Annotated in this window: 28 protein-coding genes and 1 tRNA gene; 17 read left to right on the top strand and 12 right to left on the bottom strand. The window is 62.1% G+C overall.

Annotation, left to right across the window (positions count from 1 at the left end; translation table 11 throughout):
• The first annotated feature begins 32 nt into the window (after window positions 1-32).
• Both AB1E34_RS15005 and AB1E34_RS15000 read left to right on the top strand, forming a co-directional pair.
• Entirely contained in the window at window positions 33-452 is a 420-nt protein-coding gene (locus AB1E34_RS15005; RefSeq protein ID WP_372573147.1) for a cupin domain-containing protein, read from the top strand.
• A gap of 30 nt (window positions 453-482) precedes the next feature.
• Window positions 483-1,397: a fatty acid desaturase gene (locus AB1E34_RS15000; RefSeq protein ID WP_372573146.1), complete on the top strand. Its 915-nt coding sequence runs from the start codon at window positions 483-485 to the stop codon at window positions 1,395-1,397.
• A gap of 31 nt (window positions 1,398-1,428) precedes the next feature.
• On the opposite strand, the gene AB1E34_RS14995 is transcribed toward AB1E34_RS15000, so the two are convergent.
• Window positions 1,429-2,541, bottom strand: coding sequence for an anhydro-N-acetylmuramic acid kinase (locus AB1E34_RS14995; protein ID WP_372573145.1), 1,113 nt, complete (start codon window positions 2,539-2,541; stop codon window positions 1,429-1,431).
• 63 nt (window positions 2,542-2,604) lie between these two features.
• Between AB1E34_RS14995 and tyrS the strand changes: the two genes are divergently transcribed.
• The 4 genes from tyrS to AB1E34_RS14975 all read left to right on the top strand — a co-directional run bounded on the left by tyrS (window position 2,605) and on the right by AB1E34_RS14975 (window position 5,787).
• A complete protein-coding gene (tyrS, locus tag AB1E34_RS14990) occupies window positions 2,605-3,861 on the top strand; it encodes a tyrosine--tRNA ligase (protein WP_372573144.1) in 1,257 nt (418 codons plus the stop codon).
• A 92-nt stretch (window positions 3,862-3,953) separates the two neighbouring features.
• Window positions 3,954-4,400, top strand: a complete 447-nt coding sequence (locus AB1E34_RS14985; RefSeq protein WP_372573143.1) for a universal stress protein — start codon at window positions 3,954-3,956, stop codon at window positions 4,398-4,400.
• 78 nt (window positions 4,401-4,478) lie between these two features.
• The gene (locus AB1E34_RS14980; protein ID WP_372573142.1) at window positions 4,479-5,234 is read left to right on the top strand and encodes an SDR family NAD(P)-dependent oxidoreductase; all 756 of its coding nucleotides are present in this window, start codon (window positions 4,479-4,481) and stop codon (window positions 5,232-5,234) included.
• 10 nt (window positions 5,235-5,244) lie between these two features.
• The gene (locus AB1E34_RS14975; protein WP_372573141.1) at window positions 5,245-5,787 is read left to right on the top strand and encodes a sugar O-acetyltransferase; all 543 of its coding nucleotides are present in this window, start codon (window positions 5,245-5,247) and stop codon (window positions 5,785-5,787) included.
• A 711-nt stretch (window positions 5,788-6,498) separates the two neighbouring features.
• Here the strand turns inward: AB1E34_RS14975 and AB1E34_RS14970 are convergent.
• The 3 genes from AB1E34_RS14970 to AB1E34_RS14960 all read right to left on the bottom strand — a co-directional run bounded on the left by AB1E34_RS14970 (window position 6,499) and on the right by AB1E34_RS14960 (window position 9,643).
• Complete coding sequence (locus AB1E34_RS14970; RefSeq protein WP_372573140.1) at window positions 6,499-8,304, bottom strand: ABC-F family ATP-binding cassette domain-containing protein; 1,806 nt, start codon at window positions 8,302-8,304, stop codon at window positions 6,499-6,501.
• A 68-nt stretch (window positions 8,305-8,372) separates the two neighbouring features.
• Complete coding sequence (locus AB1E34_RS14965; RefSeq protein ID WP_372573139.1) at window positions 8,373-9,110, bottom strand: GNAT family N-acetyltransferase; 738 nt, start codon at window positions 9,108-9,110, stop codon at window positions 8,373-8,375.
• Window positions 9,111-9,196: 86 nt separating this feature from the next.
• On the bottom strand, window positions 9,197-9,643 hold the full coding sequence (locus AB1E34_RS14960; protein ID WP_372573138.1) for an outer membrane protein assembly factor BamE: 447 nt from the start codon (window positions 9,641-9,643) through the stop codon (window positions 9,197-9,199).
• Between the two features lie 117 nt (window positions 9,644-9,760).
• Between AB1E34_RS14960 and AB1E34_RS14955 the strand changes: the two genes are divergently transcribed.
• The 8 genes from AB1E34_RS14955 (at window position 9,761) to AB1E34_RS14920 (ending at window position 15,177) form a co-directional block, all read left to right on the top strand.
• Window positions 9,761-10,297: a YceD family protein gene (locus tag AB1E34_RS14955; protein WP_372573137.1), complete on the top strand. Its 537-nt coding sequence runs from the start codon at window positions 9,761-9,763 to the stop codon at window positions 10,295-10,297.
• Window positions 10,298-10,502: 205 nt separating this feature from the next.
• The gene (rpmF, locus tag AB1E34_RS14950) at window positions 10,503-10,709 is read left to right on the top strand and encodes a 50S ribosomal protein L32 (protein WP_249707580.1); all 207 of its coding nucleotides are present in this window, start codon (window positions 10,503-10,505) and stop codon (window positions 10,707-10,709) included.
• Between the two features lie 18 nt (window positions 10,710-10,727).
• The gene (plsX, locus tag AB1E34_RS14945; protein ID WP_372573136.1) at window positions 10,728-11,840 is read left to right on the top strand and encodes a phosphate acyltransferase PlsX; all 1,113 of its coding nucleotides are present in this window, start codon (window positions 10,728-10,730) and stop codon (window positions 11,838-11,840) included.
• Between the two features lie 18 nt (window positions 11,841-11,858).
• Complete coding sequence (locus AB1E34_RS14940) at window positions 11,859-12,830, top strand: beta-ketoacyl-ACP synthase III (protein ID WP_372573135.1); 972 nt, start codon at window positions 11,859-11,861, stop codon at window positions 12,828-12,830.
• Between the two features lie 97 nt (window positions 12,831-12,927).
• A complete protein-coding gene (ihfA, locus tag AB1E34_RS14935; protein WP_306193890.1) occupies window positions 12,928-13,233 on the top strand; it encodes an integration host factor subunit alpha in 306 nt (101 codons plus the stop codon).
• Window positions 13,234-13,245: 12 nt separating this feature from the next.
• Window positions 13,246-13,893 carry a MerR family transcriptional regulator gene (locus AB1E34_RS14930; protein ID WP_372573134.1) on the top strand — a complete coding sequence of 216 codons (648 nt, stop codon included), beginning with the start codon at window positions 13,246-13,248 and terminating at the stop codon, window positions 13,891-13,893.
• A gap of 69 nt (window positions 13,894-13,962) precedes the next feature.
• Window positions 13,963-14,039: transfer RNA gene (locus AB1E34_RS14925), tRNA-Pro, on the top strand.
• A gap of 58 nt (window positions 14,040-14,097) precedes the next feature.
• Window positions 14,098-15,177: a 2'-deoxycytidine 5'-triphosphate deaminase gene (locus tag AB1E34_RS14920; RefSeq protein WP_372573133.1), complete on the top strand. Its 1,080-nt coding sequence runs from the start codon at window positions 14,098-14,100 to the stop codon at window positions 15,175-15,177.
• A 12-nt stretch (window positions 15,178-15,189) separates the two neighbouring features.
• On the opposite strand, the gene AB1E34_RS14915 is transcribed toward AB1E34_RS14920, so the two are convergent.
• From AB1E34_RS14915 to argS, 6 genes are all read right to left on the bottom strand, one after another.
• Window positions 15,190-15,411: a hypothetical protein gene (locus AB1E34_RS14915; RefSeq protein WP_372573132.1), complete on the bottom strand. Its 222-nt coding sequence runs from the start codon at window positions 15,409-15,411 to the stop codon at window positions 15,190-15,192.
• Between the two features lie 72 nt (window positions 15,412-15,483).
• Complete coding sequence (scpB, locus tag AB1E34_RS14910; RefSeq protein WP_372573192.1) at window positions 15,484-16,089, bottom strand: SMC-Scp complex subunit ScpB; 606 nt, start codon at window positions 16,087-16,089, stop codon at window positions 15,484-15,486.
• Between the two features lie 46 nt (window positions 16,090-16,135).
• Window positions 16,136-16,930, bottom strand: a complete 795-nt coding sequence (locus AB1E34_RS14905; RefSeq protein ID WP_372573131.1) for a segregation and condensation protein A — start codon at window positions 16,928-16,930, stop codon at window positions 16,136-16,138.
• Entirely contained in the window at window positions 16,920-17,927 is a 1,008-nt protein-coding gene (gene nagZ, locus AB1E34_RS14900; RefSeq protein WP_372573130.1) for a beta-N-acetylhexosaminidase, read from the bottom strand. Before nagZ ends, AB1E34_RS14905 begins: the two co-directional genes overlap by 11 nt.
• Entirely contained in the window at window positions 17,924-19,003 is a 1,080-nt protein-coding gene (locus AB1E34_RS14895) for an SPOR domain-containing protein (protein ID WP_372573129.1), read from the bottom strand. Before AB1E34_RS14895 ends, nagZ begins: the two co-directional genes overlap by 4 nt.
• Before the next feature lie 86 nt (window positions 19,004-19,089).
• On the bottom strand, window positions 19,090-20,835 hold the full coding sequence (argS, locus tag AB1E34_RS14890; RefSeq protein ID WP_372573128.1) for an arginine--tRNA ligase: 1,746 nt from the start codon (window positions 20,833-20,835) through the stop codon (window positions 19,090-19,092).
• Between the two features lie 123 nt (window positions 20,836-20,958).
• On the opposite strand from argS, the gene AB1E34_RS14885 reads away from it, so the two are divergent.
• Window positions 20,959-21,495, top strand: coding sequence for a hypothetical protein (locus tag AB1E34_RS14885; protein ID WP_372573127.1), 537 nt, complete (start codon window positions 20,959-20,961; stop codon window positions 21,493-21,495).
• A gap of 46 nt (window positions 21,496-21,541) precedes the next feature.
• Here the strand turns inward: AB1E34_RS14885 and AB1E34_RS14880 are convergent, their stop codons facing one another.
• The gene (locus AB1E34_RS14880; protein WP_372573126.1) at window positions 21,542-22,723 is read right to left on the bottom strand and encodes a deoxyguanosinetriphosphate triphosphohydrolase; all 1,182 of its coding nucleotides are present in this window, start codon (window positions 22,721-22,723) and stop codon (window positions 21,542-21,544) included.
• Between the two features lie 54 nt (window positions 22,724-22,777).
• On the opposite strand from AB1E34_RS14880, the gene AB1E34_RS14875 reads away from it, so the two are divergent.
• The gene (locus AB1E34_RS14875) at window positions 22,778-23,101 is read left to right on the top strand and encodes a HesB/IscA family protein (protein ID WP_306193877.1); all 324 of its coding nucleotides are present in this window, start codon (window positions 22,778-22,780) and stop codon (window positions 23,099-23,101) included.
• 106 nt (window positions 23,102-23,207) lie between these two features.
• Entirely contained in the window at window positions 23,208-23,987 is a 780-nt protein-coding gene (gene xth, locus AB1E34_RS14870) for an exodeoxyribonuclease III (RefSeq protein ID WP_372573125.1), read from the top strand.
• Between the two features lie 6 nt (window positions 23,988-23,993).
• On the opposite strand, the gene AB1E34_RS14865 is transcribed toward xth, so the two are convergent.
• Entirely contained in the window at window positions 23,994-25,175 is a 1,182-nt protein-coding gene (locus tag AB1E34_RS14865) for an FAD-dependent monooxygenase (RefSeq protein ID WP_372573124.1), read from the bottom strand.
• Between the last annotated feature and the right edge of the window lie 40 nt (window positions 25,176-25,215).

Here is a 25,215-nt window from a genome sequence, read left to right as displayed (position 1 = left end):
TATCCCGGGCAGCGCAAATCGGAGGAACCATCATGACCGCAGACGAGATCATCGCCCATCTGGGTCTGGAGCAACATCCCGAGGGCGGCTGGTTCCGCGAGACATGGCGCGCCGACACTCCCGGCCGCGCCACCGGCACCTGCATCTATTTCCTGCTCAAAGCGAATGAGCGCAGCCATTGGCACCGGGTCGATGCCACCGAGATCTGGCTCTACCACGCCGGTGCCCCCCTGATCCTGTCGCTCAGCGCCGATGATCAGGGACCGGCAGCCGAACATGTGCTGACCCCCGATCTGACCAAGGGCCAGCCGCAACTGATCGTGCCCAAGGGCCATTGGCAAGCGGCGCGCACGACTGGCGATTATACCTTGGTCAGTTGCACCGTTTCCCCGGGCTTTGAGTTCGAGGGGTTCGAACTGGCCGCACCCGGTTTCGATATTCCCCGCGCTTGACGCAGATCTTGCGCCGGATAGGCTGAAAACATGGATCACCGCACTCTTATCGCCGCACTTCCGTCCGAGACCAAATTTGCGCTCACGGCGCGATCAGATGGCGCGGGTCTGCGCCATCTCGGGCTTTATGGCCTTGCGCTTGGCCTAACGACCCTTGGTATCATCGCAAAAGTCCCGCTCTGGCCGCTGCTGATCCTGCCGCAGGGGCTGCTCTTGGTGTTTCTCTTTACGCTCAGCCATGAATGCACCCATCAGACCCCGTTCAATACCCGCTGGATCAATGAGGCGGTGGGCCATGCCTGCGCGGTGCCTATCGCCCTGCCCTTCATCTGGTTTCGCTATTTCCACCTGGCCCATCACAAATGGACCAACGATCCCGAACGCGACCCCGAGCTTGCAGGCAAACCCCGCCCCGATAGTTGGCCAAGCCTGCTGGCCTATCTGAGCGGCTGGTTCTACTGGCGCGGCGTGACGCAAACGCTGCTGCAGAACGCCTTTGGCAAAATCGACGCCCCCTACCTGCCAGAACGCCAGCACACCGCCATGCGCCGCGAGGCCCGGCTTCTGCTGGCGCTTTACGGGCTGGGCGCGCTCAGCCTGATCCTCTCACCGCTACTCTTATGGGTCTGGCTCTTGCCAGTGCTGATCGGCCAGCCCTTCTTGCGGCTCTACCTTCTGGCCGAACACGGGCTCTGCCCGCCGGTCGCCAATATGCTGGAAAACTCGCGCACCACGTTTACCACCCGCGTCGTGCGGTTTCTGGCGTGGAACATGCCCTATCATGCCGAGCATCACGCCTTTCCCAACGTGCCGTTCCACAAGCTGCCGCAGTTCCATACTTTGACGCAGGCACATCTGAAATCGACCTCGAACGGCTATACCGGGTTCGCCACCAGCTATGCCCGCAGCATGAGCCAAGACCCGATCCACCCTTCATCCGGCTAGAAACATCTAGGCGGCAGCCCCCCGGCCGCTATCAGGCAGGCACGGGAATGCTCACGACCCCGCCGCCCACAAGCGCGCTGACCCCGGTGGTGCCGGGGCAACTGGTCGGCAATCCGCGTGCGACCCGGACGGCGAGGTAACCGAAGGCCTGCGCCTCCAGCATGTCACCGTTCAGACCAACCACCTCGACCGGCTCCACCGGGCAATCGAGCGAGACCTCAAGCATCTGCATCAGGACCGGGTTGTGCCGCCCGCCGCCGGTGACCAGAACCCGCGATGGTGGAACCGGGCAATGCTCGACCCCCTGCGCGACGCCGGCGGCACACATGCCGGTCAGCGTGGCCACGGCGTCAGCGTCGCTCAATTCGCGCACCAGCTCGATCATCTCGGAGAAATCATTCCGATCCAGAGATTTGGGCGGCATTTTTGCAAAATAGGGCTCGGCCAGAAACAGCTCCAGCGCGCCGGTTTCCACACTGCCCTTGCGCGCAAGCGCGCCGTCGCGATCCATAGGCAGGCCCAGCCGCGCCTGCACCAGATCGTCAATCGGCGCGTTGGCTGGCCCGGTGTCAAAAGCCAGCAGCGCGCCTGCATCTTCGGGTCGGTCAAAACTCGGATCGACATAGGTCAGGTTGCCCACCCCACCGAGGTTGAGAAAGCAGAGCGGCTCACGCAGCTCCGCCCATTTGGCGCAAGCAAAATGAAAAAACGGCGCCAAGGGCGCCCCCTCGCCACCAAGTCGTATGTCATCCGAGCGGAAATCCCAGACCACGGGCACCCCCAGCGCATGCGCCAGCGCCGCGCCATCGCCCACCTGCAAGGTGCCGCGCCCGCGCGGTTCGTGGCTGAGCGTCTGGCCGTGAAAACCGATCAGGTCGATGCCCTCATATCCCGAAAGCGCCTTGCGATGCGCCTCGGTCACCAGATCGCCCGCCGCCTCGACCGCCTCGCCATGCCACTGACCCAGCCCGGCGCGCAACGTGGCGCGGTCCGCCTCGGAATAGCTCTGGTAGCCGGTCTCGCCAAAGCCCGCGATCGTCAGCCCGTCGGTTTCGATCACAGCCGTATCCACCCCGTCCAGCGAGGTGCCCGACATCGCCCCCAGCGCTTTTACCGTGCCTGCCCGCGCAATGGCCCTATTCATGGCCTTTTCCTTCTCATTCCTGCCGCCTATAACCTGCCTCGCAATTCAACCCCGAGGCAAGACATGACCTACCACCCCAAATCGGATTTCATCGCAGTGATGATGGAGCGTGGCTTTCTCGCCGACTGCACCGATTATCAGGGCCTTGATGAGGCTCTGATCAAAGGGTGCCAGCCCGGGTATATCGGATTCGATGCCACCGCCAAGTCGCTGCATGTGGGATCGCTGATCCAGATCATGATGCTGCGCTGGCTGCAAAAGACCGGGCACAGGCCGATCACGCTGATGGGAGGCGGCACCACCAAGGTCGGCGATCCGTCTTTCCGCGCGGATGAGCGCCCACTGCTGGGCCCCGAACAGATCGACGCCAATATCGCCGGGATCAGGAAAGTGTTCTCGGCCTATATCGATTATGACAGCGGCGCGGAAAACGCGGCGCTGATGCTGAACAATGCCGAATGGCTGGACGATCTGAACTATCTCGACTTTCTGCGCGATATCGGGCGGCATTTCTCGGTCAACCGGATGCTCAGCTTCGAATCGGTGAAATCGCGGCTGGATCGCGAGCAGTCGCTGTCCTTCCTCGAATTCAACTACATGATCCTGCAGGCTTATGACTTCCTTGAGCTGAACCGCCGCTATGGCTGCGTGTTGCAGATGGGCGGCAGCGACCAGTGGGGCAATATCGTCAACGGCATCGACCTGACCCGCCGGGTGATCGAGGGCGAAGTCTATGGCCTGACCTCACCGCTGCTGACCACCAGCGACGGCAAGAAGATGGGCAAATCGCAATCCGGCGCGATCTGGCTGAACGGCGACATGCTGTCCGCTTATGAGTTCTGGCAGTTCTGGCGCAACACCACCGACGCGGATGTGGGCCGGTTCCTGAAGCTCTATACCGAGTTGCCGGTGGATGAGTGCGACCGTCTGGGCGCGCTGGCAGGCTCCGAGATCAACGAGGCCAAGATACGCCTCGCCAATGAAGTCACCACCCTGCTGCACGGGTCCGAAGCCGCCGCCAAGGCCGAAGCCACTGCCCGCGAGGTGTTCGAAAAGGGTGGCGTGGGCGGCGACCTGCCCACCCTGACGCTGAGCGCGGCTGATCTGGGCGACGGCATGTCCATCGTGCAGTTGATCGTGAAATCCGGCCTCGCCAAATCCGGCAAGGAGGCCAAGCGCCTGATTTCTGAGAACGGCGCCAAGCTGGATGACGCGCCGCTGACCGATGCCGGGCTGATGATCGACGCGGGCGCGCTGGCCGCGCCGATCAAGCTGAGCGCGGGCAAGAAGCGCCACGCCCTGGTGAAACTGGACGTCTGACGCGACGTAGGCACCCTTCTGTTGATCCATGTCATGGGGCGGGCGCTCTGCCTGCCCCATCATTGCGGCATGAACCAAAGAGGAGGGTACCAATGTTTGAGAAAATCGTTGTAGGCCTCGACGGATCGGAACCATCGGACCGTGCCATGCGCGTGGCCTGTGAGTTGGCCGGGAAATTCGGCGCCAGTATCACTCTTGTCCATACGCCGCAGCCGCAGACCGTAGCCTTCGCCCTTGGCGCGACGATGGGCTATCACGCGGTGACAACCATGCCGACCGAGGTTGAGGTCAAACAAGCCGCCGACAAGATCGTAGACGCGGGTAAGGCGATCGCCGCGGAAAAAGGCATCGAGATCGCCGAAACCCATACCGATCGCGGCGATCCGGCCGAGCAGATCGTGCACTGCGCCGAAAGCGCGGGCGCGGACCTGATTGTCACCGGTCGGCGCGGGTTGGGCAACTTGCAGGCGCTGGTTCAGGGCAGCACCACGCAGCGCATCGGAAAGCTGTCCAACTGCTCTTGCCTGTCTGTCGTCTGACGCCGGCATCATCCAACACTGGACAGGGCACCGGCTTCCCGGCTATTTGAACATGTGTTCAAATAATGGAGCCTTGCCATGCAACTGCCCGATACAGCCGCGATCGTGACCGGAGGCGCCTCGGGGCTGGGAGAAGCGACCGCGCGCCACTTCGCCACGCAGGGCGCGCAGGTCACTCTATTGGACCGGGACGGCGAACGCGGCCCGCGCGTTGCCGAAGAGATCGGCGGGCATTTCGTGCAGACCGATGTGACCGACGAAGCCTCGGTTGCAGACGCCATTGCCGTCGCGCTGGAGCGGATGGGAAAGATCACCGCCTGCGTGAATTGTGCAGGCATTGCCGTGGGGATGAAAACCATCGGCAAAGACGGCCCGCACGGGTTGGAACCGTTTCAGCGGACGCTCGACATCAATCTTGTCGGCTCGTTCAATGTCTCGCGCCTGGCCGCGGCCGAGATGGCCAAGAACGACCCCGAACCTGACGGCGCGCGCGGGGTGATCATCAACACCGCCTCGATCGCGGCTTTTGACGGGCAGAAGGGGCAAGCGGCGTATGCGGCCTCCAAGGGAGGGATCGTGGGCATGACCCTGCCGATGGCGCGCGATCTGGCCGCGTCGGGCATCCGCGTGATGGCCATCGCACCCGGAATCTTCATGACGCCAATGCTGGCGGGCTTGCCCGAAGAGGTGCAGCAACAACTGGCCGCGGATGTCCCCAACCCGGCCCGGCTGGGCGATCCCGCGGAGTTCGGGCGGATGGCGGCGTTCATCGTCGAGATGGGCTACCTGAACGGCGAGGTCATCCGCCTCGACGGAGCCTTGCGGATGCGGTAACGCTTGGCCCATGTCCCAGAAAGCGAAAATGCTGACGGGGGAGTGGTATAGCTGCCTCGATCACGAGTTGGAGATGATGCGCCAGCGTGCCCGCAACGCCGTGTATCAGCACAACACTCTGCCGCCCGATACCCGTGGACCCATGGGGTCGCAACTGGCAGAGCTTTTTGCTCATGTCGGGCAGAACTGCGTGATCGAGGCCCCGTTTCACTGCTCCTACGGGGTCAACCTGTCGCTGGGTGATCTGTGCTATCTGAATGCGGGCTGCGTCATCCTCGATTCCGCACCGGTGCGCATCGGGGCTGGCACGATGCTGGGGCCGGCAGTGCAGATCTATTGCGCGCAACATGCCAAGGACCCGATCGAACGCGCCAAGGGCCTGGAGATCGCCCTGCCCGTCACGCTGGGCGACAATGTGTGGATCGGCGGCGGCGCGATCATCTTGCCCGGCGTGAGTATCGGCGAAAACGCCATTGTCGGCGCAGGCAGCGTCGTGACGCGGGATGTCGCGCCCAACCAGACCGTTATGGGCAATCCGGCACAGGTACGCTAGTTCGAACCAACACGCATCTTTGGCTCAAAACGGGCGACTGTCTTAAACCTGCCCTATCAGGATTGTCAGCAAATCTTGAAACAAACGCTTTACGTTTCTGGCCCGATGGCGGCTCGGCGGACAAAAGCTGTCTTTCGTGACGTCACTCACTTGCTGCTATGTGCCTCCTTAATTCTCGAAATTTGCACGTCGACTTCCTTAATTGAGTCGCGCGGTACCGAGAATGTTTCGCCATCAAGAGAGTAGAAGACTCTGTCTCGCTTCCGATCAAAATAAAAGTCTAACAAATAGGGCGCTTCACCTTTTGATCTCGCGAATTGCACAACTTGCGACCATGTGCCGTTTACGAGGCTAAGGCTTAAAGAACCTCTGGTGTCAGCAATCGAAGACCTTTTGTACGTTTTTCCATGTCTCAGAACGACTGTCTTTGCGCTACCTTCGCGGCTAAAAACAAGACGCATTTCAATGCCATCAGCAAGCTTAACGTCCGTCCATGACTCCCCGCAAAGACGGTGGAACATATCCCAAAAACGAAGAAGCAAAATCGAACACCCCACAGCAACAACTCTTGACGTTGGTGGAACGGTTACCTTTGTCCCCCCATTCTCGGCAACGTCTATTTGGGCTCAACGCGGACCTTAACAACAGGCCCACTGTACTCTTGCCGGATCAGTTTTGACGTATTGTACGAACGCATCAGACTTTCCAAAGCTAGCCCTCAGCTCTTTCTTCGAGCAACAGCCACTCCTCTTCGGCGGCAGAGAGTTTTTCCTGACGTTCCACAAGGGCTTGCGTGGCTTTCTGAAACTTGACCGGTTCGCTGGTATAAAGCGCGGGGTCCGCCAGCAGCTCCTCCAGCTTGCCGATCTCCGCCTCCAGCCGCTCGATCTCGGCGGGCAGGTTTTCCAGGCGGTGCTTTTCGGCAAAGGACAGGCCCGTTTTGGGTTTCGGAGTCGCTTTGGGTTTGGGTTTTGCGCTTTTTGCTGCGTCACTCGTGGGGCGCGTATCCGGTACTCGCTGTGCCTGATAGTCGCTCCACCCGCCCGCATAGGCGGTGGCGCGCCCGTCGCCCTCCATCGCAATGGTGGTGGTGGCGATGCGGTCCAGAAAGTCGCGGTCGTGGCTGACCAGCAACACGGTGCCGTCGTAATCGTCCAAGAGTTCCTGCAGCAGGTCGAGCGTTTCCACATCCAGATCGTTGGTTGGTTCGTCCAGCACCAGAACGTTCGAGCTTTGCGCCATCAGCCTGGCCAGGAGCAGCCGTGCCTTTTCGCCCCCCGACAGCGAGCGCACCGGCGCGCGGGCCTGCCGGTCGTCAAAGAGAAACTCCTTGAGGTAACCCACCACATGTTTCGGCGTGCCGCGCACCATGACCTGATCGGCCTTGCCCGAGACCCGCATTGATGGATCGCCTGTCAGACTGTCCCAGAGCGTCATGTCCGGGTCGAGCTGCGCGCGGGCCTGATCGAACACGGCGACCTCCAGATTGGTGCCCTGCTTGATCTGCCCGGCGTCTGGTGTGACCTGCCCCAGCAGCATTTTCAGCAAGGTGGTCTTGCCCACGCCATTGGGTCCGACAAAAGCCACCCGGTCGCCGCGCTGCACCAGCAGATCGAAATCGCGCAGGATGGTCTGGCCGTCGAAACTTTTGGCGATCCCCTGTGCCTCGATCACCTTGCGGCCCGATTTCGGCCCCGCCTCCAGCGCCATCGCCGCCGCGCCCTGACGGCGTATCTGCGCCGAGCGTTCGGCGCGCAGCGCCTGCAACGCGCGCACCCGGCCCTGATTGCGGGTACGCCGGGCGCTGATGCCTTCGACGGCCCAGCGGCTTTCGGATTTGATCAGGCGATTCATCTTGTGACGCGCGCTGTCTTCTTCTTCCCAGACCTTGTCGCGCCAGGCCTCGAACACGTCGAACCCTTTCTCCTGCCGCCGCACCATTCCTCTGTCGATCCAAAGGGTTGCGCGGGTCAGCGCACGCAGAAACGCCCGGTCATGCGAGATCAGGACAAAGCCCGCGCGGGTGCCGGACAGTTCCCGTTCCAGCCAGCCAATGGCCTGAATGTCGAGATGATTGGTCGGCTCATCAAGCAGCATCAGATCGGGCGCCTCGGCCATCAATTTAGCCAGCGCCGCACGGCGACGTTCCCCGCCCGAGGCGGTGTCGACGGGGCGGTCGGGGTCGAACTTCAGCCCCTCGCCCGCGCGTTCAACCTTGTACAACTCGCCCGGCTCCAGCCCGCTGGAGGCATAATCGCCCAAAGTCGCAAACCCCGCCATATCCGGGTCCTGCTCCATGTAGCCGACGGATTTGCCCGGCGGGATGGTGATATCGCCCGCATCGGCCTCGACCAGCCCCGCCATCACCTTCATCAGGGTGGATTTGCCCGACCCGTTGCGCCCCACCAGCGCCACCCGATCGCCCGGCTGTACCACCAGATCAAGTCCCGAAAACACGGGATCACCACCGAAGGTCAGCGAGATACCGGACATCTGCAAAAGAGGAATACGTGCCATGCCCGCCAGCTAAACCGGCTGGCTCAGCGCGTCAACGTCCCGCGTCCTGTTGTGCCGAGTGCGCAGGTTCAGCCGGCAATCATGCGCAGCAGCCGTTTGCGCGCCGGGGGGATCGCGCAGATTTCCAGACCGGTGAACACGTGCAGCGTGTTCAGGTCTCGGTCCACCACCGCATGATCGCTGACCCAGCCGCCCATCGCCAGATAGCTGCGCAGCAAAGGCGGCATCCGCAGCATCGCCTTTTTCGAATCGGGTTTGCGGCGCAGGCGCGCGGCAAAGCGGAACACATCGGGTGCCTTGACCCGCGGCAGCCAGCGCTTGGGGGCCAGATGGCGGTGCTTCAGCATCGCAAAGGCATCCAGATAGGCCTCGGTCTCGGTCCCGGCAAAGGAGGAACAGCCAAACAGCAACTCGATACCGTTTTCATCCACATAGGTCGTCATCGCGCCCCAGGCCGTACGCAGGATATCGGGATCGCTATAGTCCGGGGCGATGCAGAACCGGCCCATTTCCACCATCCGCCCCTCAAACGCCTTCAGGGCCGACAATTCATAGAACTGCGCCGAATAGCTGCGCCCAATCTCCGCCCCGCCCTGCATATCGAACAGCCGGAAACAGCAGACCAGATGATTGTCCGCGCGCATATCCTCGACCAATACGTGCTGGCACAGGTGGTCATAGGAATCGCGATCGGTAGTTTCAGTGGCAAAGGCCCGGGTGCGCAAGCCTTGCGCGGCGGCGATATCCGCCCCGCAGGTCGCAAGCCGCGCCCGGTAGCGCCCGTTGTTCAGCATCACCTGCGCCATGATCGCGCCCTCCGCAGTGCTGTATGACTTCCTGATGGGTCGGTCACTATCACGCAAAGTATGACACAAGTCTGACGCGGACCAGATTATTCCCCTGTCGGAAGCACTGTGCCCGGATCGAAATTGCCCAAGTTGCCCAGCAACTGCCGCAGGAAGGTCTTGTCCTCAAGACTCGATTCGGTCACCCGGCGCTGCAATGTGACGACTTGGCCCTGCTCCAGACCGAAGCGTTCGATATTGCGAACAACGCCCGAGTTGTCGAAACTGATCGCCACCAGTTCGCGCGACACGATCTCAGGAGCCCGCGCGCCGTAATGCCGGAACCGGGTCTGCACATAGTAGAACCCGCTATCTTCCAATACACCAGAGGCCGTTGGCGCGCCGATCGATTCGATCACGCTGTCGCGCGTGTCGACGCCGACGGTCACTTTCGACAGGTCTTCGGCGGGCGGGACATAGCCGTGATTGCGATAGATCTCGGCGCAGGCGGACAGGCACAGCGCGAAAACCCCCATCATTACGATGCGGGACATCTTCTGTCCTGGCAGCTTTGCGGCTTCAATCATCCCGGCCCCCTTGCCTTGGCTGTGCGCGCCTTCTATCCCGATTACATAAACCGGCCAAGTGGTTCAACCAACGAAAGTCCTGTCATGCCCAAAGAGGATGTGTTGCGGGTCGCCGACCTGCCCCAGAACAGCGCCACCCAATTCCATCTGCGCCCCGCAGCCCCCGAGCTGTCGCAGATCGCAGATGAGCTGGAGTTGCTGGGCCTGCGAAAGCTGGATTTTTCCGGCGAGGTGAGCGCTGAGGGGCGCAAGGACTGGCGTCTCAAGGCCAAGCTGGGCGCCACTGTCGTGCAGCCCTGTATCGTCACGCTGGACCCGGTGACCACCCGGATCGACATCCCGGTGCGCCGGCTGTTCCTTGCGGATTGGCAGGAACCCGAAGCCTCCGAGGTCGAAATGCCCGAAGATGACGAGACCGAAGCGCTACCCCCGGAGTTGAACCTGTCGCGGATCATGATCGAGTCGCTGGCGTTGGCGTTGCCGCTCTATCCCCGCAGCGATGGGGCTGACTCCGGCGAGATGGTCTTTACCGAGCCGGGCAAGACGCCGATGCGCGACGAGGATGCCAAACCCTTTGCAGGACTGGCAGATTTGCGCGATGCACTCAAAAAAGAACCATGACAACACCGCTTTGGCATGTCATAGGGAGCGACCAGAAAAACCGCTTGAACATGGCGAGATTCGCAGTATTTTCGCGCGCTCATCGGATTTAAGGTTGGACAATGCGGGGGCAACGCCCTACACGCGCGTCACACCAAGAGAAACGTAGACAATAACCGGCCCTCCGGCACTGACCGCGGCCCTTAGCGAGACAAAGGTTGAGACAATGGCTGTCCAACAGAATAAAGTATCCAAGTCGCGCCGCAACAATCGCCGCGCGCACGATGCACTGGTTGCTGCAAACCCGAACGAGTGCGGCAATTGCGGCGAATTGCGCCGTCCGCATCACGTGTGCCCGTCCTGCGGCCACTATGACGACCGCGAGGTTGTCGCTCAGGCCGACGAGATCGATCTGGACGAAGACGCGGCCTGAATGGTCGCAGACTGAAGCATGACGGCACAGCCCGATCAAACCGGATCAGCCCCCGGATCAACGCAGGGGCGGATCATCATCTCGGTTGATGCGATGGGCGGTGATGCCGGTCCTTCGGTCGTCGTGGCGGGAATCGCCAAGTCGGCAGAAAAGAACCCCGATATCGGGTTCATCCTGCACGGTCCGGAAGACACTCTGCGCAAACTTGTTGCGAAACGGCGCGGCCTTGAAGGTCGCGTCGAATTTCGTGATGCGCAGGACGTCGTCACCATGGACGACAAACCCAGCCAGGTTGTGCGCGGCGGCAAACAGACCTCGATGTGGTCGGCGCTGGATTCGGTACGCAATGGCGAAGCCTCCGGCGCTGTGTCCTGCGGCAATACCGGCGCGCTGATGGCGCTGAGCATGATGCGATTGCGCAAACTGCCGGGCGTGAACCGGCCCGCCATCGCGATCCTGTTCCCCTCCAGCAATCCGCAACGGTTCAACGTGATGCTGGATGTCGGCGCCGATATCCGGGCCGATGCCCGCGATCTGCTGCAATACGCGCTGATGGGTGCCTCATATGCGCGCAACGGCATGGAACTGCCCCGCCCCCGCATCGGGCTGCTGAATGTGGGCACCGAAGAACACAAGGGCCGCGCCGAGTTGAAAGAGGCGCATGCGCTGATTTCCGATTTCGCCGAGCGTTCCAATTTCGACTTCGCCGGTTTCGTCGAGGGCAGCGATATCACCGGCAACGTGGCTGATGTGATCGTCACCGACGGGTTCACCGGTAATGTGGCGATCAAGACCGGCGAAGGTACTGCCAGCATGGTCGGCGGGCTACTGCGTGAAGCGTTCGAATATTCGTTCCTGTCGCGGCTGGCCTCGGTTCTGGCGATCACCTCGCTCAACCGTCTGAAAAAGCGGATCGACCCACGCCGGGTCAATGGCGGCGTGTTCCTCGGGCTGAACGGCACGGTTATCAAATCCCATGGCTCGGCCGATGACACCGGTGTGTCGGCAGCGATCAAACTTGCCTTCACCCTTGCGCAGTCCGGGTTTACGGAAAAACTGGCGGCACGGGTTGCATCCACCGGCGAGCTTACTCAAGATGCCGCTCACGCCAATGAGGCGGCAGATCAATAACAAATACACAGGTGACCCATGACAGGCCGTGCAGTCGTCAAAGGCATTGGACACTATTTGCCCGAGCGCATCGTTCCAAATGCCGAGTTCGAGGCGACACTGGACACGACCGATGAATGGATTCGGACCCGGTCCGGCATTGAACGACGGCATTTCGCCGCCGAGGGCGAGACCACCTCGGATCTGGCGTCAAACGCTGCCCGCGCGGCGCTGGCGGATGCCGGGCTGGAGTCAGACGATATCGACGCGATCATCGTCGCCACCTCGACACCGGACCTGACCTTTCCCTCTGCGGCCACCATGGTGCAGTCCAAGATCGGCATGACGCGCGGCTTTGCCTTCGACATACAGGCGGTTTGTGCCGGGTTCGTTTATGCGCTGTGCAACGCGAACGCCCTGATCCTGTCCGGTCAGGCCAGGCGTGTCCTGGTGATCGGGGCCGAGACGTTTTCGCGGATCATGGACTGGACCGACCGCTCCACCTGTGTGCTGTTCGGCGACGGTGCTGGTGCCTTGGTACTGGAATACCAGGACGAATCCGGCACCAATGCCGATCGCGGCATCCTGTCGGTGGACCTGAATTCCGATGGCCGGTTCAAGGACCTGCTCTATGTGGATGGCGGGGTATCGACACAGACCACCGGGCAATTGCGCATGCAGGGCAATCAGGTCTTCCGTCATGCAGTTGAAAAGCTGACCACTGCCGCCGAGACGGCACTGGAAAAGGCAGGGCTGGCAAATGCGGATGTCGACTGGATCGTGCCGCATCAGGCCAATATCCGCATCATTCAGGGCACGGCCAAGAAAATGGGCCTGCCGATGGATAATGTGGTCGTCACGGTGCAGGATCACGGCAATACATCCGCCGCCTCAATCCCGCTGGCCATGTCGGTGGGCAAGGCGCGCGGCCAGATCAAACAGGGCGACCTGATCGTGACCGAGGCCATCGGCGGTGGTCTGGCCTGGGGTGCGGTTGTGCTGCGCTGGTGATCCGGCACAAACCAGCCAAGCCAAACGATTGAATTTCATTGATATTGACAGGGAAAAACCCTGCACCCTATGCTCGCGCAATAACAAGGGGATCAGCATGGGCGACAAGACTTTAACCAGAATGGATTTGAGCGAAGCCGTTTTCCGCGAAGTTGGATTGTCGCGCAACGAAAGTGCGCAACTGGTCGAGAGCCTTCTCAACCACATGTCAGACGCTCTGGTGCGCGGCGAACAGGTCAAGATTTCGTCCTTTGGCACGTTCAGCGTGCGCGACAAATCGGCCCGGATTGGGCGTAATCCAAAAACCGGCGAAGAGGTTCCGATCCAGCCGCGCCGTGTTCTGACCTTCCGTCCCTCGCATCTGATGAAAGACCGGGTCGCCGACGGCAACCGCAAAACCTAGGACCCTTTCCTTATGGCAAAGTCTCGTGACGCGTTTCGCACCATCAGTGAAGTTGCGGACTGGCTGGGTGTGCAAGCCCATGTGCTGCGGTTCTGGGAAAGCAAGTTCACGCAGGTGAAGCCGGTCAAACGCGCCGGCGGTCGACGCTATTACAGGCCCGCCGATATGCTGCTGCTGGGTGGGATCAAGCGCCTGCTCCACGATGACGGCATGACCATCAAGGGCCTCCAGAAGCTGCTGCGCGAACAGGGTGTTGCCCATGTTCAGGGGTTTTCGCGAGGTCTGGAAGACGGCGCCACCGACGATGTGAGCGATGGCGGGAATGTCATCCGGTTTCAGGAACCCCCGATCGATGCGCGGCCCATCACAACCCAGATCGACATGGACCTGCCAGAGGCTCCCGCCAAGCCTGCCCCGACAGAAGACACCCCCGAGACCACGCCAGAAACCGCCGAATCGGCCTCACATACTGCGGCCGCTGGTCCCGTGCCGCTCTTGGTCGACCGTCCCGACCCGCCCGATGAAAGCGCCCTGCCCTGCGCGCCAGGGCCGTTGTCGAAACTCGCGCTCGTCTCGCGCTTTGCGCCCGATGACCTGCCTGCGGCCGCCGCGCTCGCGCGGGATCTGAAGGGCTGGATCGACCGGCAGGCATCGCGCTGAGACGGATAAGAAAAAGGCAATGATTTCCTCTTGCCCCCGCCCGCAAAACCTTTATGAACACCTCAAAGTCGGGCTATGGCGCAGCCTGGTAGCGCGTCCGTCTGGGGGACGGAAGGTCGCAGGTTCGAGTCCTGCTAGCCCGACCAATTCATACCCTCGCTGCAAGACTGCACTCCGGCCCCATAGGGAATGGAGCAGTTTTGTATGACCGGTGTTTGCCCGAACCAGCAGATCGAAGCGATGATCGCCGCAGGCGAGATCATTGCGCCCGCGCCTATGCCCGAGGGGCAGATTCAGCCCGCCAGCCTTGATTTGCGCTTGGGAACAGTGGCTTACCGCGTCCGCGCCTCGTTTCTTGCGGGTGAGGGTAACACGGTGGCTGAACGGCTCTCTGAATTCGAGATGCACCAGATCGACCTGAGCCAGGGTGCGGTTCTGGAAAAGGGCTGCGTCTATCTGGTGCCGCTGATGGAATCGCTGGCCCTGCCCGCCGATATCAGCGCCGTGGCCAATGCCAAAAGCTCGACCGGGCGGCTCGATCTGCTGACCCGCACGATCACCGATGGCGGCACCGAGTTCGACCGCGTGCCCGCAGGCTATACCGGGCCATTATATGCCGAGATCTGCCCGCGCTCGTTTTCGGTGCTGGTGCGGCCCGGCATGCGCCTCAACCAGATCCGCTTTCGCACCGGTCAGGCGGTACTGAGCGACGATCAGTTGCGGGAGCTACATGGCGAAACCCCTCTGGTCGACGGTGAGGCCGTGATTCAGGACGGTTTGGGATTTTCCGTCGATTTGCGCCTGCCCGACACCGATCTGGTCGGTTACCGCGCCAAACCGCATACCGGCGTGATCGATCTGGATCGGATCGGTGCCTATGACCCAGCGGAATACTGGGAGGAAGTGCGCAGCAGCGATGGGCGCATCATCCTCGATCCCGGCGCGTTCTACATTCTGGTGAGCCGCGAGGCGGTGCATATCCCGCCCGACTACGCCGCCGAGATGGCCCCCTATCTGGCGATGGTTGGCGAGTTCCGGGTGCATTATGCCGGGTTCTTCGATCCCGGTTTCGGCCATGCCGCCGCAGGTGGGTCAGGCTCGCGCGGCGTGCTGGAAGTGCGCTGCCACGAGGCGCCTTTTGTGCTGGAGCATGGGCAGGTCGTGGGCCGTCTGGTCTATGAGCGCATGGCGGAGACACCCTCGCAGCTTTATGGCGCGGGTATCAGCTCGAACTACCAAGGTCAGGGGCTGAAGCTGTCAAAACACTTCAAAACGGCCACCTAATCTGCTGATCTATCAGAATTTTGTCATCCGCGCGCTCATCCGCGCCGCTTTCTTAGCCTTGCGGGCGGTGTCCTTTTGCTGGCGCGAAATCTCCGGGTTCGCCGGTTGGCGCCCCTGCGCATCGCCGGGTTTGCCCCTGCGCGCCACGGCATCGATCCCGGCATCAACGCCTTTGAACACGACCCGTCGCATCACCCTGCGGATGATCATGTTCAGCAATCGTTCAACATTCATCAGCCTTGCCTCTCTGCTGTACCTCACCCTGCAAGATAGCGCCTGATTGCGCCGATTTCAGGGCTTGCCTGTTCACTCTTCCTCGAAGAGTTCGCTCTGATCCTCGTCTTCGGCGTCCTCGCCTGGCCCTTCGCTCAGCGGCATAGCGCCCGGTGGGGGGCGATTTTCCAGCAAGCCAGCCGCGCGCAATTCCTTCAGGCCCGGCAGATCGCGGGCGCTTTCCAGCCCGAAATGGTCGAGGAATTCCGGGGTCACGACAAAGGTCACCGGGCGGCCTGGCGTCATGCGGCGGCGGCCCAGACGAATCCACTCCATCTCCAGCAACTGGTCGATGGTGCCGCGCGACACCGACACGCCCCTGATCTCTTCGATCTCGGCCCGCGTGCAGGGCTGGTGATAGGCAATGATCGCAAGTGTTTCGATCGCGGCCCGACTCAGCTTGCGGGTCTCGACCGTTTCCTTCTGCATCAGAAAACCAAGATCGGGCGCGGTGCGAATGGCCCAGGCCTCGCCCACCTGCACCACGCGCACACCGCGCCCCTCATAGCGTTTGCGCAGCAGCTCCAGCGCCTGGCTCGCGTTGCTGCCATGGGGCATGCGGGCTTCCAGATCGCGCACGCTGACCGGATCGGGGCTGGCAAACAGCACTGCCTCGACCATGCGCTCCTGTTCTGCCATGGGCGGCGCGTCAAACAGGCTTTCTGCCGGGGCGTCCTGGGGGTCTTCAGTCACGTGTTTCTGTCCTCTTGCGCAGATGGATCGGCGCGAATGTGTCGCTCTGGCGGATTTCCAGATGGCCTTCCTTGACCAGCTCCAGCGAGGCCGCAAAGGTCGAGGCGGTGGCCGAACGGCGGCGCATCGGGTCCATTTCCCAGCCTTCGGGCAAATAGCTGGCCATCTCGGTCCAGCTTCCGGCAAACCCGATCAGCCCGCGCATCCGGTCAAGCGCCTGCTCCATGGTAAAGACCGCCTCGCGGTCCATAACGAAGGGGCGGAATTCGTCGCGGGTGCGGATGCGGGCATAGCCCTGCATCAGGTCCAGCAGCGTCGCCGAATAGGTCACGGTCCTGAGCCGGGTCACATCCTCGCCCTGCCCGCGGCGAAAAAAATCGCGCCCCAACTGGTCGCGCGCCATCAGCCGCGCCGCCACGTCACGCATCGCCTGCAGCCGTTCCAGCTGAAAGGCCAGATGTGCAGCCAGTTCTTCGCCCGATGGCCCCTCATCCTCGGGATCGGGCGGCAGCAGCAGGCGGGATTTGAGAAAGGCCAGCCACGCGGCCATGACCAGGTAATCGGCGGCCAGTTCGATGCGCAGCTGCTTGGCGCGTTCGACAAAGGTCAGATATTGATGCGCCAGTTCCAGCACCGAGATCTTGCGCAAATCCACCTTTTGCGTGCGCGACAGGGTCAGCAGCACGTCCAGCGGGCCCTCGAACCCGTCGACGTCAACGATCAGCGCCTCGGCGGCCAGCCGGTCGGCAACTGAAATCGGATCTTCGGAGCTGAAATTATCCACCATAGCCCTGCCCGCCAATGAGGCGGGAGTGTTCCGCCTCGGCGGCCTCGATGTCAAGCGGTTGCGGGTCTTTGCGCTGCGCCATTGCCCGCTCGGCGCGGGCCTGCGCCACCGCGCTCATCTCACCCGCCGCTTGTGCCACGGCGGCGCGATCCTGAAAGGTTCCGTTGCAATGCAGAACCACGTCAACTCCGGCGGCAATCGCGCGGGTGGCCTTGTCAGCTACAGAACCGCTAAGCGCCTTCATCGAGATATCATCTGTCATCAGCAGCCCATCAAAGCCGATCTGCGAACGGATCAACGTAACCAGCGGCGCAGACACGGTCGCCGGGTCTGGCCCGATCCGGTCAAAGACCAGATGCGCAGTCATCCCCATCGGCAGGTCGTTCAACGCCCGGAACGGCGCGAAGTCGCTGCTGTCCAGCAGGTCGGTCTCAATCGACACCGTCGGCAGTTCGTGATGAGTGTCGAGCGTCGCGCGGCCATGCCCCGGCATGTGCTTCATCACCGGCAACACGCCACCTTCCAGCAAGCCATCCGCCACCGCGCGCCCGATGCGCGCCACCTGCGCCGGGTCTCCAGCATAGAGACGGTTGCGCAAAAACGGATGCGTTTCTGCAAAGGCCAGATCGAGTGTCGGCGCGCAGTTGCTATCGATGCCAAGTGCCCGCAATTCCTGTGCAATCAGGCGGTAACGCAGATACATCGCGCGCTCGGCCCGTTCGCCCGCCGTCGCCACCTCGTCCAGCGGCGGCAGCCAGTCGCGCGCCAAAGGCGGGCGCAGCCGCTGCACGCGGCCGCCTTCCTGATCGATGGTGATGAGACAATCGCGCCCGACCGCCTCGCGGAAGTCACCGCAGAGCGCGAGCACCTGATCGACACTGTCGATATTGCGCCCGAACAGGATAAACCCGAACGGGTTCGTGTCACGGAACAGCGCCTTTTCCTCTGCCGTCAGCCGCAGCCCTTCGGCATCCTGGATCGTGGCGCCGAACCTCACCTGACGGTGACCGGGATGCAATCGACCCGTTCGGCGCCCAGCGTGGCGCAGAAGCGGCGCGCATCGCTCATGTCGCTGAAGCCCATGGCGCGCAGTCGATAGAAGGTGCGCCCGTTGCTGGTCGCCTTCTGCACCACTCGCTGCTTGTCGGACATGTAATCCGAGAACTGACCCGACAGCCGATCCCATTCCGAGCGGGCGATTTCGGGCGTTTCAAAAGCCCCAAGCTGCGCCAACCGGGTACCGGTCGGGATCTCGGCGGGATCAACCTCCAGCCCGGCGGCACTTTCGACGGCAGCGTTGATCGCATCGTTGAGGCTGGCCTTGACAACGTTGCCCGAGGGTACGGCGCGCGCGGGCCGGATGATGGGCCGCGGCGAGCGTTTGACGCCTGGCGCCTCAAGCAGGTCCGGATCAGGCAGTTGCGCCACCAGATCAGCAGGATCAATGGCGGGCAGCGGATCGGGCTGGGTGATGGCGGCCAGCTGTTCATCAGGCACGTCGCCGGTCAGAACCGCATTCTGCACCATCGGCTGTACATCCTTGGTCAGCTCAGCCACCAGCGCATCAACGCTGCCCTGTTTGAAGGCGGCAACAGCGCCATCCGTGACCGGTTTGGCAGTCTCGACCTCTTCCTGACTTGGATTGATCTCGCCCATCGGGCCGTCCTCTACGGCCAGATCGACCGGGCGCGGCGCCAGAACCAAACGATCGGGCGGCGGCGCGGCGGTGCCGCGCGCGGCCACGTTGTTCACGGCCAGACCCTGATGATCGGCAGTTTCACCGCCGGGGTTTTCTGGTTGAATGCGCATCGGTCCTTCAAGGGCGCGCACCACCGGCACGCCGCTCACGTCGCGCACCACCAGCTTCACGCCCCAGACGCCGATCCCCACGACCAGCGCCAGCGAGCCGACCGCCCCCAACATGCTGGCCATCCGGCTCAGCCTGCCACCCAGAGACGGCCCCGCCGGGCCAATGTCGGCCTCAGGGTAGTCGTCATAGTGGATTTGCTGACCATATTGGTCATACCGGGGGCCTTGCGGGTCATAGTGCCCGCCACCATCGTAACTCGCCATTTCCGCCTCACTGCCCGTCACGCAAAACCTTTTGCGATCAAGGTTTTCTTGTTTCTGCCTCGAACCGGCGGTCTGGGCGGCTTGATTTACCGCATCTCCTGCACCGGTGTGACGCCAAGAATACCAAGACCCGCCGAAATCACAACGGAAACGGCGCGGGCCAGCGCGATTTTCGACTGGCTTGTGGCAACATCGCCATCCTGGATGAAGCGCAGCTCGTGCAACTCGTTGCCCCGGTTCCACAGCGCATGGAAATCCCCAGCCAATTCATAGAGATAGAAGGCGATCCTGTGGGGCTCATTGGTGCGCGCGGCGATCTCGACCAGGCGTGGCCATTCTGCCAGTTTCTTGGCAACGATCAGCTCAGCCTCATGCGAAATCTTGCTCAGATCGGCGGCCTTCAAGGTTGCGTCATCCGCCGCCACGTCCGCCTCGGCGGCGCGGCGCAGCACGCTCATCACCCGCGCATGGGCGTATTGGACGTAGAACACCGGGTTCTCGCGGCTCTGCTCCAGCACCTTGTCGAAATCGAAATCGAGCGGCGCGTCATTCTTGCGGGTCAACATGACGAACCGGGTCACATCCGGGCCGACCTGATCAACCACATCGCGCAGAGTGACAAAGTTCCCCGCCCGCTTGGACATCTTGAAGGGCTCGCCATTCTTCCACAGCTTCACCAGCTGGGTCAGCTTGATATCGAGCGGTACCTTGCCGTCGCTCAGCGCCGAGACCGCCGCCTTCATCCGCTTGACATAACCGCCATGATCGGCGCCGAACACATCGATCAGCGCGTCATAGCCACGGGTCACCTTGTCATAGTGATAGGCGATATCAGGCGCGAAATAGGTCCAGCTGCCATCGGATTTCTTGACTGGCCGGTCCACGTCATCGCCATGTTCGGTCGATTTGAACAGCGTCTGCTCGCGCGGCTCCCAATCCTCGGGCTTCTTGCCCTTGGGTGGTTCCAGCACGCCCTCATAGATTAGCCCCATTTCATCGAGGCGATCGAGTGCAGCCTCAATCCGTCCCGTCCCGTAAAGTGACTTTTCGGAGAAGAACACATCCATCTTCACGCCCAGATATGCCAGATCAGACCGGATCAGATCCATCATCGCATCGGTGGCAAAGTTCCTAATGTCTTCAAGCCAGACCTCTTCGCCTTTCCCGACATAAGCATCACCGACCTTGTCCTTCAACGCATTGCCCACATCGACCAGATAGTCGCCGGGATATGCCCCGTCGGGAAATTCAACAACCTCTCCATGCGCTTCGAGATACCTAAGGTAGACAGAACGCGCCAAGACATCGACCTGCGCACCGCCATCGTTGATGTAATACTCTCGCGTCACATCATAGCCCGCATACCCCAGCAAACCGGCCAAAGCATCACCGAATACTGCGCCGCGCGTATGGCCCACATGGACCGGTCCCGTGGGGTTGGTCGATACAAATTCGACATTAACCCGCTTCCCCTGCCCCATGGTGGATTTGCCATAATCCGCCCCACCCTGCAGCACAGCCGCCAGCACGCCCTGCCAGACGCCGGAGGCCAGCCGCATGTTCAGGAAGCCCGGCCCGGCCACCTCGGCGCTGGTGATGCGCGGGTCCTCTGCCAGCTTCGCAGCAAGTGTTTCGGCAATGTCACGCGGCTTCATCTTTGCCGGTTTCGCCAGAACCATCGCCGCGTTGGTCGCCATATCGCCATGGGCCGCGTCGCGCGGTGGCTCGACTGCCACGTTGTCAAAGCTCAGATCGCCGGGCAGCGCGCCCTCGGCCTGCATTTGCGCCAGCGCGTCCAGCACGAGGCTGCGGATTTCAGAAAATAGGTTCATGACTTGCGTCCTCTTGGTTGCGGGCGGTTTACCACGCAAGCCGCCAAGGTCAATGCGGGCGATCCCTGCTTGGATTCGCGGACCAACCCTGTAGCCTGCCGGAAAACAACAGGGAGTTTTGCGATGAAACGCATGATCATACTGGTTCTGGCGCTTTGCCTGCCCTTGATGGCCAAGGCGCAGGGGCCGGTTCTGGTGACGCTGGGCGGCGATCTGGCCAGTTCCAACCTGCCCGCGCGCGGGGAAGAGGATGGCGGATTGTTCGGGTTCCTTGAGATCACTTATGCCAACGGGATGGGCTTTGACGCCGCCGCCCTTGGCGCGATGGAGCAATATGAGTTGACCGTACCCTTTGGCCCGCCCGGTCAGGAGGCCAACCGCGCCATGAGTGGCCCGCGATTGGCCGATGTGATGGCGCAGGCCGGGGCCACCGGCAAGACCGCCGTGCCCATTGCGCTGGATGGCTATCGCGCTGAAATCTCCTGGGAACAGATCGAGAGGTTCGAGCCGATCCTTGCCACCCATGCCGATCAGAAACCGCTGGCCCTGGGAGGTTATGGTCCCTCAGTAGTGATCTTTCCCGCCGTCGAAGACCCGGCGCTGGCCGAAGAGCTTGGTAACCTGCAGGTCTGGGCGGTGGCCTATATCGGGATCGAATAGGCGGGCGCGCAATCCGAAAAATGGGAACCGGTTTTCGGATTGCGCTTCATAGCCGCGCCGGATCGGCCCCGGTCAGGCGCGCATGATCCTGCACTGCAAAGCGATCGGTCATGCCCGAAACATAATCCGACACGATCCGCGCCAGTGACGTTTCGTCCGGCGCAGCGTCGATCTCGGGGTGCCAGCCCTTGGGCATCTGATGCGGATCTCTCAGGTAAATCGGGAACAATTCCTCCACGATTTCCGAGACTTCCGCGCGCTTCTTCATAACGCTGGGCGCGCGATACATCCGCGTGAACAGAAAGGCCCGGATCTCTTTCAGATCACGCCAGAGTGCATCGGAAAAGGCGATCACGGGATGGTCGAGTGCCCGAATCTCTTCCACCGACTCCGCCCCGCTTGCGGCAAGCCGCGCTCGCGACGTTTCAATCACATCCGACACCATAACCCCAAAAACCCGGCGCAGCGCCTCGTATCGGCGGCGTTTGGCATCCAGCCCCGGCCAGAGTTGATCCACCTCAGCGTAACAGGCGCCGATGATCGGCAGCGGCGCGATATCCGCATCACTGAACAGCCCGGCGCGCAAGCCATCATGCAGGTCATGATTGTTATAGGCAATGTCATCGGAAAGCGCCGCCACCTGCGCCTCGGCACTGGCATGCGTGTGTAATTCCAGATCGAAACCCGCATTGCATTCAGCCAGCGCCCAAGGCAGGTCGCCCAGCACCGGTCCGTTATGTTTCGCAATCGCTTCAAGGGTTTCCCAGGTCAGGTTCAACCCGTCAAACGCCGCATAATGCCGTTCCAGCCGGGTCACGATACGAATGGCTTGGGCGTTGTGATCGAACCCGCCATAAGGTGCCATCAGCGCATGCAGCGCGTCCTCTCCGGTATGTCCAAACGGCGTGTGGCCCAGATCATGGGCCAGCGCCACCGCCTCGGTCAGTTCCGGGTTCAGCCGCAAAGTCCCCGCGATGGTACGGGCCACCTGCGCCACCTCGATCGAATGGGTCAGCCTTGTGCGGTAATTGTCGCCCTCATGTTCGACAAAGACCTGAGTCTTGTGTTTCAGCCGCCGAAAGGCGCTGGCGTGGATGATCCGGTCGCGGTCACGCTGGAAACATGACCGAAAACTGCTTTCTTCTTCCGCTACCAGCCTGCCCCGCGCTTTTGCGGGATCCGAGGCGAAACCTGCCCGTTCCATACGTCCTGTCCTTGTCGCCTGCATCAAGGCTTTCTATATTGGTCCTCGCCCAATAAGAAAACCGCCGGAGTTGGCCCCATGAACCTGCCGCCCAAAGTCACAGACCGCGCCTTTGCGCGTCTCGCCGAGATCGGCGCCGCCGATCAGGGTCAAGCGCTGCGTGTGGCAGTGGAAGGCGGCGGCTGTTCCGGTTTTCAATACGAGATCGCGCTGGACGCGCCTGCAGATGATGATCTGGTGCTCGAAGGGCAAGGTGAACGCGTCGTGGTGGATTCGGTCTCGCTGCCGTTTCTGGAAAACGCGGTGATTGATTTCAGCGAAGAACTGATCGGCGCGCGCTTCGTGATCGACAACCCCAATGCCACCGCCTCCTGCGGCTGCGGCACCAGTTTCTCGATGTAGCGTATCGGGCGCTTGAGGCAGAGCCTCGCGAACTCCCAACGACCATGATCTTGCTCCGCCCTTCTATCTGGGCGATAGATCATCACAGGCAGCCGGAGACCCGCCCATGAAAATCGCCACATTCAACATCAACGGCATCAAGGCGCGGGCCGAGGCGCTGCCCCGCTGGCTGGACGAGGCGCAGCCCGATATCGTGCTGTTGCAGGAAATCAAATCCATCGACGAGAACTTCCCCCGCGAGATTTTCGAAGAGCGCGGCTACAATGTCGAAACCCATGGGCAGAAAAGCTTCAACGGGGTGGCGATCCTGTCGAAGCTGCCGCTTGAGGATGTCAGCCGGGGCCTGCCCGGCGATGAGAGCGATGAACAGGCGCGCTGGATCGAGGCGACGGTGGTGGGCAAACAGGCGCTGCGCGTCTGCGGGCTCTACCTGCCCAATGGCAACCCGGTTCCGGGGCCGAAATACGACTACAAGCTCGCCTGGATGGAACGGTTATACGACCGCGCGCAGGCCCTGCTGGCCGAGGAGATTCCGGCGCTGATGGCGGGCGACTACAACATCATTCCGCAGGCCGAGGATGCCAAGCGCCCCGAGGCCTGGCGCGAGGATGCGCTGTTTCGTCCCGAAAGCCGTGCCGCATTCCGGCGTATTCTGAATCTGGGCTTCACCGAAGCCTTCCGCGCCCGCACGCGGGGGCCTGAGCATTATTCCTTCTGGGACTATCAGGCCGGGGCCTGGAACCGAAATGACGGGATTCGCATCGATCATTTTCTGCTCACCCCGCAAGCCGCCGATCTGATGACGGATTGCCAGATCGATGCAGCGGTGCGAGGCCATGAGAAGCCTTCCGATCACGTGCCGGTCTGGGTGACGCTCGACAATTAACGCCGATCAGGCGGCGCGCTCTTGCGTGACGTCGTGCCGGTAGAGCCAGTCGAACTGCCCCACCATGCGCGCGGGCGCAACACGACCGGCCAGATGCAGCGCCAGATGTGCCGCCCCGCGCAAGGGTGGAAACCTCAGATGGTATTTCCAGGCATTGCCGCTGGCCGCCGCGATCACCCGAGCAGCGCGGGCCTGCCGTCGCGCCTGATAGAGCGCCAGCCCGCTTTCGAGGCTGTCCGCACGCGCCAGTTCATCTCCCAGAACCCAGGCATCTTCGAGCGCCATATTGGCCCCCTGCGCCAGGAATGGCAGCGTCGGATGCGCCGCATCGCCCAGAAGCACCGCGTTGGCGCCATGCCAGCGCTCCGCCACCTTGTGCCGGAACAATCCCCAGAGATTGACCTCTGACACCTGATCCAAAAGCGCCTCGGGGGTGCCCCGAAACTCCGCGAAAGCACGCCTGAGAGTCTCGGGCCTGTCCTGATGGTTCCAGCCCTCGGCGGTCCAGTTCTTGCGCTCTTCCACGGCCACGATGTTGACGAGGCGGCCATCGCGCAGCGGGTAACAGACCAGATGCCGCCCCGGCCCCATATAAAGCTGCGCTTCGGGCGGCATCTCGATGCTGTTGGGAACCGTGGCGCGCCAGGCCACCTGCCCGGTGAAGAATGGCTGCTTGGCGGGGTTGAGATGGCTGCGCAGCCGCGAGTGCAGCCCATCCGCACCCACCACCAGATCGCTACGGATGCGGGCACCGTTGCCCATATGCAAGACCGCCTGCCCGTTCAGATCGACCGATTCGAGCCTTTGCAGCAACCGGATCGGCACACCGCTGGCGCGCACCGCATCGGCCAGAATCGTGATCAGATCGGCGCGGTGCACAAAGCAATAGCTCAGATCGGGCGCATAGGTTCCAAGGTCCAGCCGCAGGACCTCTCCGGGGCGGCGATAATCCCTGAGCGATACGGCGCGCGCCCTGACTGCCGCCGCGTTCAGATCGTCCGCCAGACCAAGCGCGTTCAGCACCGCCGCACCATTGGGCGAGATTTGCAGGCCCGCGCCCACTTCGCTGATCGCGGCGGCCTGTTCCAGAACCGTCACATCGGCACCGCGCTGACGCAGGGCAAGTGCCGCCGAAAGCCCGCCGATACCGGCCCCGACAACAACGATTTTCTGATCGCGAATACTCATGCTGCCCGTTTAACGCAAAAACGCCGGGGCGACAGGCCCC

This window comes from Ruegeria jejuensis, from assembly GCF_041537905.1.
Lineage (GTDB): Bacteria > Pseudomonadota > Alphaproteobacteria > Rhodobacterales > Rhodobacteraceae > Ruegeria_C.
This window is presented reverse-complemented; position numbering and strand designations above follow the sequence as displayed.

Bases quoted from the DNA above. Each gene is read 5' to 3' on its own strand.
- AB1E34_RS14960 (WP_372573138.1), bottom strand. From the start codon at position 9,643: ATGTCCCGCATCGTAATGATGGGGGTTTTCGCGCTGTGCCTGTCCGCC.
- AB1E34_RS14995 (WP_372573145.1), bottom strand. From the start codon at position 2,541: ATGAATAGGGCCATTGCGCGGGCAGGCACGGTAAAAGCGCTGGGGGCG.
- xth (WP_372573125.1), top strand. From the start codon at position 23,208: ATGAAAATCGCCACATTCAACATCAACGGCATCAAGGCGCGGGCCGAG.
- AB1E34_RS14920 (WP_372573133.1), top strand. From the start codon at position 14,098: ATGACCGGTGTTTGCCCGAACCAGCAGATCGAAGCGATGATCGCCGCA.
- AB1E34_RS14965 (WP_372573139.1), bottom strand. From the start codon at position 9,110: ATGGCGCAGGTGATGCTGAACAACGGGCGCTACCGGGCGCGGCTTGCG.
- argS (WP_372573128.1), bottom strand. From the start codon at position 20,835: ATGAACCTATTTTCTGAAATCCGCAGCCTCGTGCTGGACGCGCTGGCG.
- AB1E34_RS14940 (WP_372573135.1), top strand. From the start codon at position 11,859: ATGACAGGCCGTGCAGTCGTCAAAGGCATTGGACACTATTTGCCCGAG.
- plsX (WP_372573136.1), top strand. From the start codon at position 10,728: ATGACGGCACAGCCCGATCAAACCGGATCAGCCCCCGGATCAACGCAG.
- AB1E34_RS14975 (WP_372573141.1), top strand. From the start codon at position 5,245: ATGTCCCAGAAAGCGAAAATGCTGACGGGGGAGTGGTATAGCTGCCTC.
- AB1E34_RS14880 (WP_372573126.1), bottom strand. From the start codon at position 22,723: ATGCAGGCGACAAGGACAGGACGTATGGAACGGGCAGGTTTCGCCTCG.
- AB1E34_RS14985 (WP_372573143.1), top strand. From the start codon at position 3,954: ATGTTTGAGAAAATCGTTGTAGGCCTCGACGGATCGGAACCATCGGAC.
- AB1E34_RS14905 (WP_372573131.1), bottom strand. From the start codon at position 16,930: ATGGTGGATAATTTCAGCTCCGAAGATCCGATTTCAGTTGCCGACCGG.
- AB1E34_RS14915 (WP_372573132.1), bottom strand. From the start codon at position 15,411: ATGAATGTTGAACGATTGCTGAACATGATCATCCGCAGGGTGATGCGA.
- AB1E34_RS14875 (WP_306193877.1), top strand. From the start codon at position 22,778: ATGAACCTGCCGCCCAAAGTCACAGACCGCGCCTTTGCGCGTCTCGCC.
- AB1E34_RS14980 (WP_372573142.1), top strand. From the start codon at position 4,479: ATGCAACTGCCCGATACAGCCGCGATCGTGACCGGAGGCGCCTCGGGG.
- AB1E34_RS14930 (WP_372573134.1), top strand. From the start codon at position 13,246: ATGGCAAAGTCTCGTGACGCGTTTCGCACCATCAGTGAAGTTGCGGAC.
- AB1E34_RS14865 (WP_372573124.1), bottom strand. From the start codon at position 25,175: ATGAGTATTCGCGATCAGAAAATCGTTGTTGTCGGGGCCGGTATCGGC.
- AB1E34_RS15005 (WP_372573147.1), top strand. From the start codon at position 33: ATGACCGCAGACGAGATCATCGCCCATCTGGGTCTGGAGCAACATCCC.
- rpmF (WP_249707580.1), top strand. From the start codon at position 10,503: ATGGCTGTCCAACAGAATAAAGTATCCAAGTCGCGCCGCAACAATCGC.
- AB1E34_RS14955 (WP_372573137.1), top strand. From the start codon at position 9,761: ATGCCCAAAGAGGATGTGTTGCGGGTCGCCGACCTGCCCCAGAACAGC.
- AB1E34_RS14970 (WP_372573140.1), bottom strand. From the start codon at position 8,304: ATGGCACGTATTCCTCTTTTGCAGATGTCCGGTATCTCGCTGACCTTC.
- AB1E34_RS14885 (WP_372573127.1), top strand. From the start codon at position 20,959: ATGAAACGCATGATCATACTGGTTCTGGCGCTTTGCCTGCCCTTGATG.
- ihfA (WP_306193890.1), top strand. From the start codon at position 12,928: ATGGGCGACAAGACTTTAACCAGAATGGATTTGAGCGAAGCCGTTTTC.
- scpB (WP_372573192.1), bottom strand. From the start codon at position 16,089: ATGGCAGAACAGGAGCGCATGGTCGAGGCAGTGCTGTTTGCCAGCCCC.
- AB1E34_RS14895 (WP_372573129.1), bottom strand. From the start codon at position 19,003: ATGGCGAGTTACGATGGTGGCGGGCACTATGACCCGCAAGGCCCCCGG.
- tyrS (WP_372573144.1), top strand. From the start codon at position 2,605: ATGACCTACCACCCCAAATCGGATTTCATCGCAGTGATGATGGAGCGT.
- AB1E34_RS15000 (WP_372573146.1), top strand. From the start codon at position 483: ATGGATCACCGCACTCTTATCGCCGCACTTCCGTCCGAGACCAAATTT.